Origin of the sequence: Dyella sp., from assembly GCF_036568765.1 — a bacterium.
Classification (GTDB): Bacteria; Pseudomonadota; Gammaproteobacteria; order Xanthomonadales; family Rhodanobacteraceae; genus GSA-30.
This window is the reverse complement of record NZ_DATCRY010000238.1, coordinates 1-11,783: the sequence shown is the minus strand read 5'-3', so window position 1 is coordinate 11,783 and position 11,783 is coordinate 1. Positions and strand designations below refer to the sequence as shown.

The following is an 11,783-nucleotide window of genomic DNA, read 5'->3' as shown; positions in this document are numbered from 1 at the left end:
GGATCTCATGCATCTGGAAAACCGCCGGTAGCGTTTCGATCAGCACCGTGGCTCTGATCGTGTTCGGCGGCAGGTCGAGTGCCTGTTCGGTCAGGTCCATGACCTCGTTCCACAGCGCAGCCTCTTCCATCGCCTCAAGCTTGGGCAGGTAAAAATAGGGCCCAAGATCGCGCTTGGCCAACGTATGCGCGTTGTGGAACACGAACAAGCCGAAATCGACGAGCGCGCCGGACATCGGCACGCCGTCGACAATGAGATGGCGCTCGGGTAGGTGCCAGCCGCGTGGGCGAACGACCAGTACGGCCGGCGTGTCGCCGACGCGATAGACCTTGCCGTCGGGAGACTCATAGGCGATGGTACCGTTCACCGCGTCGCGCAGGTTGATCTGGCCGTCGAGCTGGTTGACCAGGCTCGGCGCGGAGGAATCCTCGAAGTCGGCCATGAAAACTTTCGCGCCCGAGTTGAGCGCGTTGATGATCATCTTGCGCTCGACCGGCCCGGTGATTTCCACCCGGCGATCGCACAGTGCGGCCGGGATGGCGGCCACCCGCCAGTTCGACTCACGAATGCCCCGAGTGTCCTCACGGAAGTCCGGCAGGCTGCCGGCGTCATAGCGTGCCTGTCGCTCGCGGCGCTGACCGAGCAGGTACTGGCGCCGGGCGTCGAAACGGCGGTGCAGCAGGCCCAGAAAGGCCAGGGCCGCCGGAGTCAGTATGGCCTGGTGCTCGGGACGAGGCCGGCCCACCACCTGGGCGGCCTCGATCACCATGCGTTCCTTCGGTACAGCCATGTTCTTCTCCACGCTTGGGTTAAGCACCAAGCTAGGTCAGGCAAACTGGCTTTGACAAAGCAAATGTTTCAATCTTTAATATTGACTTTATTAATATAAAGTCTAACTTACTGATTTTTCGAGTCGAATATGGCGCGAAACAAGCTGAATAAGGCCGTCAAACCTCTGCGCGGGGCGCAGGCCTCGCCAGTAGAGGGCGATGAGGCTGGCCGCTTCTACTACAAAGGCAACCGGCAAAAGCAACTCCGGGCTTTCGTTTATACCGTCAAGCTCGGCACCCTGACTCGGGCCGCCGAGGCGCTGTTCCTGTCGCAGCCCACGGTGAGCCTGCAGCTGCAGGCGCTGGAGCGGGAGTTGGGCGTCCGTTTGCTCGAGCGTAGCCGCCGGCGCATCAATCTGACCGACGCCGGCGAGGCCTTATATGAGCTGTCGCGCCCCCTGGTCGAGGGCTGGGAGAACCTGGATCGGGATTTCCAGGCGAAGGTAAAGGGCCTTGAATCGGGGCGACTGACCATTGCCGCCGGCAGCTCTACGATCCAGTACCTGCTGCCGGAACTGGTGCGCCGCTATCGCGAACGCTTTCCTGCCGTGCAACTGCAATTGGCGAACGTGACCGGCAAGGATGGCTTGGCGCTGCTGCGTGCCGACGATGCCGATTTCGCGGTGGGTTCGATGCTGGACGTGCCCAACGATATCGCCTGGGCGCCGGTGTATCACTATGACCCCATGCTGATCACGCCGCTCGATCATCCGCTGGCATCGAAGGCGCGTGTCCGGGTGGAGGATCTCTCACCCTATGGCTTGATCCTTCCACCGCAACGCCTGTCCACGTATCGGCTGGTCGATCTGGTCTTCCAGCAGCGCCAGGTGCCTTATCGCGTGGCGATCGAAGTCGGCGGTTGGGAGGTGATCAAGGAATACGTTGCAATGGGAATGGGCATCTCCATTGTCACAGGGATCTGCATCACCGAGGCGGATCGCTCACGTCTGGCCGTACGCAATATGCGCGAATATTTTCCGCAGCGCAGCTATGGCGTGGTGATGCGCAAAGGCAAATATCTCAGCGGCGAAGCGCGAGCGTTTATCGATCTGATCCGTCCCGGTTTGCTTACGCACCGTGACTATGACGAATCGGGTCATTCGGAGCGATAGTTCAAGGGAACGATCTCCAGCAGTTAGCTCGCGAGCGCCGCGTCACGATGCTTGCCGCGATACGGCTGAAACATCTTCTGGATCGTCGCCATATCGGCATCCGGATCGTCGGTGGTGTGGAAAGGTGTGCCCAGAGTGAAAGTCTTGCTGGGATAGTCGATAAACACCGGCAGGATCGGCACGCCCGCAGTGTGCGCAATACGCAGGAAACCGCTTTTCCAGCGCCTGACCCGCTTGCGTGTGCCCTCCGGCGTGATGCCCAGCCACATTTTTTCCTGACTGGCGAAGCGTTCGACCATCTGCCCGACGACGTCGGTAGCGGCGCCGCGGTTGATCGGAATCATGCCGATCGGGCGCAGGATGACGCCCAGCGGCCCCTCCAGTACCTCACGCTTGATCATGATGCCGATGTTCACGCCGATGGCGATCTTCATCACCAGGCCCCAGAAGCCGTCCCAATAGGACGAATGCGGTGCGCCGATGACCACCACTTTCGGCTCGTTGGGCAGCTCGCCGAGCAGGCGCCAGCCGCCCAGGCGCATCAGGCCCCGCATCACGGCTTGCCAGAAGGGACTGTGGATAGCCGGCGCGCGCGGCGGCAGCGGCGGCAGATGTAACTCGCTCATTCGGCACTCCAATTGCGCGAACGGTTTTGCTTGGTCTTGCTGCGCTGTTGCTTGCCGGCCAGTCGGCGCTCCTTGGCAGCGCGCGAAGGCTTGGTGGCGATGCGCTTTTTCGGTGCAACCAACGCCCCACGGACGATCTCGACCAGGCGTTCGCGTGCATCGTCGCGATTGCGGCCCTGGTCGCGGAAGCGGCGCGCCTGGATCACCAAGACGCCGTCGGCGGTCAATCGGCGGTCGCTGCGTGCAAGCAGGCGCTCGCGTACCTCTTCGGGCAACGATGGCGAGGATCGCACGTCGAAGCGCAGCTCGACCGCGCTCTCGGTGCGATTGACATGCTGCCCACCCGGGCCGTCGGCACGCAGGAAGCGTTCGACCAGCTCCGATTCGGGCAGCGCGATGGAACGACTGACGGTAAGCATGGCGGCAGTTTATCCCAATGCGGGCAGCGACCAATCGAAGCGCGACAGGATGCCCGCGAAGGCCGGGTCCAGGGGGGCGTCGATGCTCAGCGCTTCGCCGCTTACCGGATGGCGCAACCGCAAGCGCAGCGCGTGCAGCAGCATGCGGTGGCAGCCGAAGTATTGCTTGTATAGCCGATTATGGTCGCTGCGACCGTGCTGGCAGTCGCCAATCACCGGGTGATGGATATGCGCCAGATGCTTGCGGATCTGGCGGAACCGACCCGTCTCCGGCTCGGCCAGGACCAGCGCGTAGCGTTGTTGCGGATAGCGTCCCAGTGCGATGGGCTGCTCGGTCGTCGCCAGGCGTCGATAGCGTGTGCGCGCATCGCGCCTCGGACCGCTTTCGCGCGAGCCGGGGAGGGGATAGTCGATAACGCCATCGGTCGGCTCCGGCCAGCCGCGTACGACCGTCAGGTATTGCTTGTGCACATCGCGACCCATGAACTGCTCGCCCAACGCGGCGGCGATTTCGCTCCCACGCGCAATCAGCAGCACGCCGCTGGTGGCGCGGTCGAGTCGATGGGCCAGATAGACCGTGCCGCCTACTTGGTCGCGCAGGATATCGATAAGGAATTCGTCGGCGTTACCCACCATTTTCGAACGATGCACGGCCATGCCGGCCGGCTTGTTGACGGCAATGAGCGCATCGTCTTGGTAAAGGATGTCGAGCATGGGCGATTAATTGAGGAGTGAGTGGAGAGAAGTGCGCTGCAAGTTAAGAGCATGAAGCCGCCGAGCGTCGTCGGGATGCGGGGCGCTCTCTCGCCTCTTCATACCTCTGCACTCACTCCTCTGAGCCGCTACTTCAGTCGCCGCGGCCATCCCGCCACAAATGCAGCCACGCCGGCTGCACCGACAACGAAGGCGGGCCAGATGCCGACGATGCCCGATGCCAATGCCAGCAACGACGCCGTCAGCAACAGGCTCCCGCCGAGCAGGCCGCAGAACAGCGTGCGATGTTGCTGGCGTGCCGCAGCCTGCTGTTGCAGCAACAACAACGGGTCGCTCTTCTGCCGCACTTCGCCGTATGCCGCCTGGCGCAGTGTGTCGCGAATCAGCTCCGGGAATTGCGGCGCGGCATGGAACCATTCCGGCAGGCGTTTGGCGCCTTCGCGCAAGGTGCGCAGCGGGTTGTAGCGCTGGCGCAGGATACGCTTGAGCACCGGATGGGCCACCGACCAGATATCGATATCCGGATCCAGCGTGCGTCCCACGCCTTCGATGTTGAGCAGGGTTTTTTGCAACAGGATCAGTTGCGGTTGCAAAGTGAGTTCGAAGCGGCGCGCGGTCTGGAACAGCTTGACTACCAGTTCGGCCAGCGAGATCTGCGATAGCGGCCGGGTGAAGTAGGGCTCGCACACCGTGCGTACCGCCGCTTCGAGTTCGTCCAGACGGACGTTCGACGGCATCCAGCCGGCATCGACATGCAGGCGCGCGATGCGTGCGTAGTCGCGCTCGAACAGCGCGATAAAGTTCTGCGCCAGCCAATACTGATCCGCTTCGGGCAGCGAGCCCATGATGCCGAAATCCAGCGCGATGAAGCGCGGCTCGTCGGCGCGTTGCACATCGACCCAGATATTGCCCGGGTGCGCATCGGCGTGGAAAAAGTTGTCGCGGAAGACCTGCTCGTAAAACACCCGCACGCCTTTGGCGGCCAGTGCCTTGCGATCGATGCCGGCCGCGTCGATGGCTGCGACGTCGTCGGCACTCACGCCGTAGACGCGCTCGAGCGTAAGCACGCCGGATGTGGTGAGGTCCCAGTGCACCTCGGGGACATACAAATCCGCGCCGCTGGCGAAATTGCGTCGCAACAGGCTGGCGCTGGCGCCTTCGCGCTGCAGATCCAGCTCGTTCTCGAGCATCTTCTCCACTTCGGCGACGACATCGAGCGGTCGGATCTTGTCCGCATTCGGATGCCAGCGCTGTGCCAGTTCGCCGAGCGAGCGCAGCAGCGAGACATCGCGGGCGATTTTTTTCTCGATGCCGGGACGCAATACCTTGACCACCACCGCGCGGCCGTCCGGCAACGTGGCGGCATGTACCTGGGCGATCGAGGCGGAGGCCAATGCGGTTTCGTCGAAGCTGCCAAAGCGCGCGGTGACCGGTGCCTTGAGTTCGCGCTCGACGATGACGCGCGCCTCCGTGCCCGGAAAGGGAGGTACCTGGTCCTGCAGCTGAGCCAGTTCGTCGGCGATATCCGCCGGAACCAGATCGCGGCGGGTGGACAGCACCTGTCCGGCCTTGACGAAGATCGGGCCGAGTTCGGTCAAGGCCAAGCGCAGGCGCTCGCCGCGCGAAAGCTTCGTCACGTCGGTATGCGGCCGTGCGACAAAGGGGCGTAGCACTTTCAGGGGGCGGAACAGATGGGCCGCCTCGACCAGTTCGTCCAATCGGTAGGCGAGCAGAACGGATGCGACGCGAAGCAATCCCGGTACCGCTTTCAAGGGCGTCACGCGCGCGATCCTTTGAGCTTCTGCTCCAGCCGTGCCAGTCGCGATTCCAGGCGTTCGCTGCGCTCGCGCAGCAGGTCCACGCCATCGAGGAAACCCTCGGTTTCACCGGGTGCGACAGCCAGGCGCGCTTCGTCGCGCAGCCAGTCGGCCGTGTCTTCGGCGGTATGACGAGCCGATCGACGGGCATGGGCCAGTGCTTTGCTCACCGCTTTGGCCAGCGGGACGCCGAGCACATCGCCGAAGCTTCGCGCGAAAGCCTCTTCGAAATCCGGTGCGAACTGGCTGGCGAGCTTCTCCAAACGGCGTGCGAGGTCGGCATCGCCGGCAATCTCCACTTTGCCCGGCGCGATACCGTCGTCGCCGCGGCGCAGTGCCATCGCCAGCAGACTGGCTGGCGACGCGGCGACCTTCAGCTGGCTATCCGGTTGCCCCGGCCCGACTTTCAGGCGCTGCCCTTCCACGGTGATAGCCAACACCAGCTCCGGTCCGCGCAGATGCACCTGCACGCTGCGCCCATCGAGCGCCCCGAGCCGTGCGAGGCTGTCGGGATCGAGCGAAAGTACATGGTTGAGCGCCGTTTCGAGCGCGCGGCCGGCGAGCGCTCGCAACGGTTGGGGAAGAAAGGGACGGGCAGACTCGGTCATGCCGCCATTGTAGGGGGTGTAGACCGCGCTGCGCGCCTGCGCAGCAACGGCCAGCCTCAAACGGCTGCGCCGGCAAATCCCAATTGCCGCCATGCCTCGTATACCGCCACGGCGACGGTGTTGGATAAATTGAGGCTGCGACTGTCAGGCCGCATGGGCAGGCGCAGGCGTTGCTCGGGAGGAATCGATTCGAGCACGTCCGCGGGCAGCCCGGCGGTTTCGCAGCCGAACAGGAAGGCGTCGCCTTCGGCGTAGCGGGCATCGACATGAGCGACCCGTCCGCGCGTGGAAAACGCGAATACCCGTGGCGAGCCGATCGCGTGCAGGCAGCTTTCGAGATCGTCATGCACGGTCAGCCGCGCATATTCGTGGTAGTCCAGGCCCGCGCGCTTGAGGCGGGCGTCGTCCAGCTCGAAGCCGAGCGGACGGATCAAGTGCAGCGCCGCCCCTGTATTGGCGCACAGCCGGATGGCGTTGCCGGTATTGGGAGGGATCTCGGGTCGGAAAAGAATGACATGCAGCATGCGGCCATTATCGGGCATCGGCCGCGGCTGAGGCACATGCCTCAGCCGTTGTTCGAGAGCGGGCAGATCACGCCGTCATGCACGGCGCATACGGCCGGAGCGATCAGCTTGCCATTGCCATTAGCGGCCAGACGGATGGCGTCCGGCGAAGCATTGACCATTGCACCCATCACCAGGGCGCAGACCAGCATGCAGGCGACGAACAGGCTACGCATCATCAAGGCTTCGAATTTCATGGCTTGGCTTCCTTAGGGTTTGGTGTCTGGGTCTTGCACAGGAGAGTTATGGCAAGGGCCGTGCCAAGCGAAAAATTAAATTTATCCTATTGATTTTCCTTTATTTCATGAGTCTCTCCGAACGCGCCGAAATTGTCCGCGGACAGCGGATGCCTCTGCCCGGACAGCATCGCGGACACTCAAATCGCCTGCCGGACAACCCTGCCATTGGTCATTTGCATGCGCCCTGGTGCGCCACTAGCCTCGGTGGACTCGTTGAGTGAAATGGAGGTTCATCATGGCAAGACCTTTCGCCCTGCTGGCAGCCGGGGTAATGATGGTGCTGGGTGCCGGCGCCGCGCCGCCGCTCCAGGCCGCACCGGTTCAGCAGGCCATCCCGGATATCGCCTATACCCGCTTCACGTTGCCTAACGGCTTGACCGTGGTGGTCCATGAGGATCACAAGGCGCCGGTCGTAGCGGTCAGTGTGTGGTATCACGTCGGTTCCGGTGACGAACCGAAAGGCAAGACGGGCTTCGCCCATCTGTTCGAGCACTTGATGTTCTCGGGCTCGGAAAACCATAAGGGCACTTATTTCGAGCCGTTCGAGCTGGCTGGCGCCACCGACCAGAATGGCACCACCTGGTTCGATCGCACCAATTATTTCGAGACGGTACCGACGACCGCGCTGGACATGGCGTTGTGGATGGAGTCGGACCGCATGGGGCATCTCCTCGGCGCGATCGGACAGAAGGAATTGGACACGCAGCGCGGCGTCGTGCAGAACGAAAAGCGCCAGGGCGAAAATCGCCCCTACGGCCGTGTCGATCAGAACATCCTGTACAACACCTATCCGGCCAACCATCCGTACCAGCACGACACCATCGGTTCGATGGCCGACCTGGATGCCGCCTCGCTAGCCGACGTGAAACAGTGGTTCCATGACTACTACGGCGCTGCCAACACCACCCTGGTGCTTGCTGGCGACATTACGGTGGCTCAGGCGAAGGAAAAGGCCGAAAAGTATTTCGGCGATATTCCTGCTGGCCCGCCGGTGCCGCGCCAGCAGGCGTGGATCACGCCGCTGGCGAAGGACACGCATGGCGTACAGCACGATCATGTGGCACAGCCGCGCATCTATCGCACCTGGGTGGTGCCCCAGTTGGGCACGGACGACGCTATCCAGCTCGACCTGGCCGCGGCAGCGCTTGGCGGCGGCAAGACCTCGCGCCTGTATCAGCGTCTGGTTTATCAGGACAAGCTCGTCGACGATGTCTCGGCCGATGTGTCGGCCTTCGCTCTGGCCAGCCATTTCCAGATCCATGCGGATGTGAAGCAAGGTGTCGATCCGGCCAAGGTGGAAGCGGCAATCGACGATGTGCTCAAGCAGTTCCTCGCCGAAGGCCCGACGCAGGACGAACTCGATCGCGCCAAGGTGGCCAATCGCGCCGGTTTCGTACGTGGCCTGGAAAAGGTCGGCGGCTTCAGCGGCAAGGCGGTCATCCTGGCGGAAGGTCAGGTTTATCGCGGCGATCCGGGTGCGTACAAGAAAGACATGCAACAGGTGCAGGACGCCTCCATCGCCAGCGTCAAGACCGCGGCGGACCACTGGTTGACCAAGGGCAGCTATCACCTGTCGGTGTTGCCGGCAGGCGACGACTTCAATCCGGACCAGGAAGACGCCAAGGTGGTCGCGCTGGGTGCGGCCAATGGCCGGCCGGATGCGAAATTGCCGGCACCGCACGAGTATTCGGTGACCAAGTCGCAGGTCGATCGCAGCAAGGGTGTGCCGAAGGTCGAGCAGTTCCCCGGCCTGAGCTTTCCGAAGATCGAGCGCGGCAAGCTCAAGAACGGCATCGAAGTGATCCTTGCCGAACGGCATACGATTCCGGTGACCCATGTCGAGCTGCTGTTCGATGCGGGCTACGCCGCCGATTATGGCAGCAAGCTCGGCACCGCCGCCTTTACGACGGTGCTGATGGCCGAAAGCACCAAGGATCTCGATTCGGTGGAGGTATCCAAGCGCAAGCAGCGCCTCGGCGCATTGACCGGCATCGGTTGCAGCCTGGATTCGTGCAGCGCAAGTCTCAATGCGCTCAATGATCAGCTTGCGCCGTCGTTGCAGCTGTTCGCGGACATCGTGCGTAACCCGGCGTTCAATAGCGACGATATCGAACGCATCCGCGGGCAGTGGCTGGCGCGCATCGCGCAGGAAAAAACCCAGCCGACCGGCCTGGCTCTGCGTACGTTGCCGCCGCTGCTTTACGGGGCCGACAATCCCTATGGCGTGCCGTTTACCGGTTCGGGCACCGAAGCGTCCATTAGCGCGATGCAGGCGGCCGATCTGCAGACGTTCCATCGCAGATGGCTGCGTCCGGATAATGTGAAGATTCTGGTCGCCGGCGACACCACGCTTGCTCAGATCATTCCCGCGCTCGATGCCGTGTTCGGCGACTGGGCATCCGACCGTTCGGCGAGGCCGGTCAAGAAGCTCTCTCCGGTGGCGGCGCAGACCAAGCCACGGGTGTTCCTGATCGATCGCCCGGATGCGCCGCAATCGTTGATCCTCGCCGGTCTGCTCGCGCCTTCGACCAAGGCGCCGAACAACCGTGCGATCGAAACGGCCAACGGTGCCTTCGGCGGCAGCTTCACATCGCGCCTCAACATGAATCTGCGCGAGGACAAGCGCTGGGCCTATGGTGCCTTCAGCTTCATGCGCGATGCGATCGGACAGCGTCCTTTCCTGATGTATGCGCCAGTGCAGACCGACAAGACCGCCGAATCGGCTAACGAGATGCACAAGGAAGCCGTCGCTGTGATCGGTGCCAAGCCGCTCACCGAGCAGGAGGTGGACAAGATCAAGTCCTCCGATATCCGCGGCCTGCCGGGCAGCTTCGAGACCACCTCGGCGGTGCTCGATGCAGTTGAGGACATCGTGCAATACAACCGGCCGGATAATTACATCCAGACGCTCAAGCAGCAGATCGAGGCGGTGCACCAGCCGGCCGCCGAAGCGGCGATCAAGGAGATCGTCAAGCCGCAGGCAATCACCTGGGTGATCGTCGGCGACCTGAAGAAGATCGAGGAGCCGGTGCGCGCGCTCAAGCTGGGCGACGTTCAAGTGATCGACGCCGACGGCAAGCCGGTGGCGGGCAAGTAACCAGCGCGCCATTCAGCCCGGCTTGGGCCAAATGCCGCGTATCACGCTACGATGAAGGCCGGGCAGGCAACTGCCCGGCTTTTTTCATGCTAGCTATCCCGGAGTCATCACATGCGCAAGTCCCTGTTGTTGCTCGTTCCCATGGCATTGAGCGCCTGCACCTGGGGTATCGTGCTGTCCGACGCAGGCAAGAACGTCCGCACCGCCTGGCACGGCGATGTCTCGCAGTGTCGGGACCTGGGCAAGGTGACAGTGTCGGTGCAAGACCATGTCGGCCCGGTCAATCGCAACGACATCACCGTGCGCGACGAGCTGGAGGTGCTTGCACGTAACGAGGCAGCGACGATGCATGCCGATACGATCAAGCCGCTGGGCGAGCCCACGGATGGCTCGCAGCCATGGGGTGCTTATGCTTGTGGAGCGCGGCCGATCGGTGAAGAGCGCGGGCGCGAGGTGCCGCCGTCGTCGCCGTCGTCTCCGCAGGGCAACGGGGCGCAGACCTTTCCGGTCAAGGGAAATTGAGGAGGCGCCCTAGCCGTCCTTTACGGTGGCTCGCTCCTCGTCCCGTATTGCTCAAAAAAGAACGGCGGCCTCTCGGCCGCCGTTCATTTCCCGCGCGCTGGAAGAAGCGCGCTGGAGGTAACTCTTAGAGCGCCGCGTCCTTGAGCTTCTTCAGCGGACGGATCTTCACCTTCACGGTGGCCGGCTTGGCGGCGAACCACTGTTCTTCCTTGGTGAACGGGTTGATGCCCTTGCGCTTCGGCTTGGCCGGAACGTTGACGGCAGAGATCTTCAGCAGGCCCGGCAGGGTGAAGGAGCCAGCGCCCTTCTTGTGGACCGAACCGTGTACGGCGCCTTCCAGCGAGCTCAGAACAGCGCGGACGTCCTTCGAGGCGACGCCAGTGCTTTCCGCGATATGGGCAACCAGGCCCGACTTGCTAAGGGTTTCTTTGATCGGCTTCGGAGCGGCCGGCTGCTTGGCCGCAGCCTTCGGGGCCGCTTTCTTCGTTGCTTTCTTCGTCGCCATGGATATCCCCGTGGTTGTGTTGTAGCAGTTTTTGCCGGTTGGCATGCGCAATGTAGGCGAAGTTCGCGCGTTGAGAAACCCCTTTTTTGCACGACGTTAAGGCGATTTTGTGGCAGACGTCTTGCGCTGGGCATGTCGCAGGCATATGATTCACATATTGATATTACATATATGTAATAATTTCGGCCTGTCCAAGCAGCAAATTCAGGGCTTTTTCGATGAGCAGTTTCGAAGCAACCGAACAACGTCTTGCCATCACGTGCCGGCGGCATCCCGCATTCCCGCGCGAACCGGCGGTAGTGGTGCGGCTGATCAAGCATCTGCACAAGCGCGTCCATGACGATGCTAACGCGGTGCTTCGGCCCTGGGGCATCAATCATCCCGAGTACAACATCCTGATGATGCTGTACGGCACGGAAGGGTATACGCTGAACCCGACGCAGTTGGCCGACGCGGCAGGGGAGAAATCGGCCAATATCACGCGTCTGACCAACGAGCTGTGTGACAAGGGACTGATCGAGCGGGCGGCCAGCGAAGAAGACCGCCGCAAGATCGCCTTGACCCTGACGGCGGATGGCGTGGCAATGATCGAGAGCTTCCTGCCCGATATCTGCACCCTGCTGGAACGGCAGACTACCGGCATGCAGGCGCGCGACCTCGCGCAGCTTGAGCGGCTGCTGAAGAAGTTCCTCGACAAGCTCGAACAGGACTGATCCGGCCATGTCCTCGCT

Annotated in this window: 12 protein-coding genes and 1 pseudogene; 4 read left to right on the top strand and 9 right to left on the bottom strand. The window is 62.6% G+C overall.

All coding sequences use genetic code 11. The features are described from left to right. A pseudogene (locus VIM98_RS16070) lies at positions 1-790 on the bottom strand (malate synthase A); the annotation flags it as partial. A gap of 129 nt (positions 791-919) precedes the next feature. Between VIM98_RS16070 and VIM98_RS16065 the strand changes: the two are divergent. Next, on the top strand, positions 920-1,942 hold the full coding sequence (locus tag VIM98_RS16065; RefSeq protein WP_331994117.1) for a LysR family transcriptional regulator: 1,023 nt from the start codon (positions 920-922) through the stop codon (positions 1,940-1,942). A gap of 23 nt (positions 1,943-1,965) precedes the next feature. Here the strand turns inward: VIM98_RS16065 and VIM98_RS16060 are convergent, their stop codons facing one another. From VIM98_RS16060 to VIM98_RS16030, 7 genes are all read right to left on the bottom strand, one after another. Next, positions 1,966-2,568 carry a 1-acyl-sn-glycerol-3-phosphate acyltransferase gene (locus tag VIM98_RS16060; RefSeq protein ID WP_331994116.1) on the bottom strand — a complete coding sequence of 201 codons (603 nt, stop codon included), beginning with the start codon at positions 2,566-2,568 and terminating at the stop codon, positions 1,966-1,968. After that, the gene (gene arfB, locus VIM98_RS16055) at positions 2,565-2,987 is read right to left on the bottom strand and encodes an alternative ribosome rescue aminoacyl-tRNA hydrolase ArfB (RefSeq protein WP_331994115.1); all 423 of its coding nucleotides are present in this window, start codon (positions 2,985-2,987) and stop codon (positions 2,565-2,567) included. Before arfB ends, VIM98_RS16060 begins: the two co-directional genes overlap by 4 nt. Before the next feature lie 9 nt (positions 2,988-2,996). Then, positions 2,997-3,701: a pseudouridine synthase gene (locus VIM98_RS16050; protein ID WP_331994114.1), complete on the bottom strand. Its 705-nt coding sequence runs from the start codon at positions 3,699-3,701 to the stop codon at positions 2,997-2,999. Between the two features lie 128 nt (positions 3,702-3,829). Continuing rightward, positions 3,830-5,473 carry a ubiquinone biosynthesis regulatory protein kinase UbiB gene (gene ubiB / locus VIM98_RS16045; protein WP_331994120.1) on the bottom strand — a complete coding sequence of 548 codons (1,644 nt, stop codon included), beginning with the start codon at positions 5,471-5,473 and terminating at the stop codon, positions 3,830-3,832. A 5-nt stretch (positions 5,474-5,478) separates the two neighbouring features. Beyond that, entirely contained in the window at positions 5,479-6,126 is a 648-nt protein-coding gene (locus VIM98_RS16040; RefSeq protein WP_331994119.1) for a ubiquinone biosynthesis accessory factor UbiJ, read from the bottom strand. A 56-nt stretch (positions 6,127-6,182) separates the two neighbouring features. Next, entirely contained in the window at positions 6,183-6,650 is a 468-nt protein-coding gene (gene trmL, locus VIM98_RS16035) for a tRNA (uridine(34)/cytosine(34)/5-carboxymethylaminomethyluridine(34)-2'-O)-methyltransferase TrmL (RefSeq protein WP_331994118.1), read from the bottom strand. Positions 6,651-6,691: 41 nt separating this feature from the next. Then, the gene (locus VIM98_RS16030) at positions 6,692-6,886 is read right to left on the bottom strand and encodes a hypothetical protein (RefSeq protein ID WP_331994113.1); all 195 of its coding nucleotides are present in this window, start codon (positions 6,884-6,886) and stop codon (positions 6,692-6,694) included. 277 nt (positions 6,887-7,163) lie between these two features. Between VIM98_RS16030 and VIM98_RS16025 the strand changes: the two genes are divergently transcribed. Further along, positions 7,164-10,025: a pitrilysin family protein gene (locus tag VIM98_RS16025; RefSeq protein ID WP_331994112.1), complete on the top strand. Its 2,862-nt coding sequence runs from the start codon at positions 7,164-7,166 to the stop codon at positions 10,023-10,025. 111 nt (positions 10,026-10,136) lie between these two features. Beyond that, positions 10,137-10,547, top strand: a complete 411-nt coding sequence (locus VIM98_RS16020; protein WP_331994111.1) for a DUF4156 domain-containing protein — start codon at positions 10,137-10,139, stop codon at positions 10,545-10,547. Positions 10,548-10,671: 124 nt separating this feature from the next. On the opposite strand, the gene VIM98_RS16015 is transcribed toward VIM98_RS16020, so the two are convergent. Beyond that, positions 10,672-11,052 carry an HU family DNA-binding protein gene (locus tag VIM98_RS16015; protein ID WP_331994110.1) on the bottom strand — a complete coding sequence of 127 codons (381 nt, stop codon included), beginning with the start codon at positions 11,050-11,052 and terminating at the stop codon, positions 10,672-10,674. A 218-nt stretch (positions 11,053-11,270) separates the two neighbouring features. Between VIM98_RS16015 and VIM98_RS16010 the strand changes: the two genes are divergently transcribed. After that, entirely contained in the window at positions 11,271-11,765 is a 495-nt protein-coding gene (locus VIM98_RS16010) for a MarR family winged helix-turn-helix transcriptional regulator (protein WP_331994109.1), read from the top strand. Positions 11,766-11,783 lie beyond the last annotated feature (18 nt).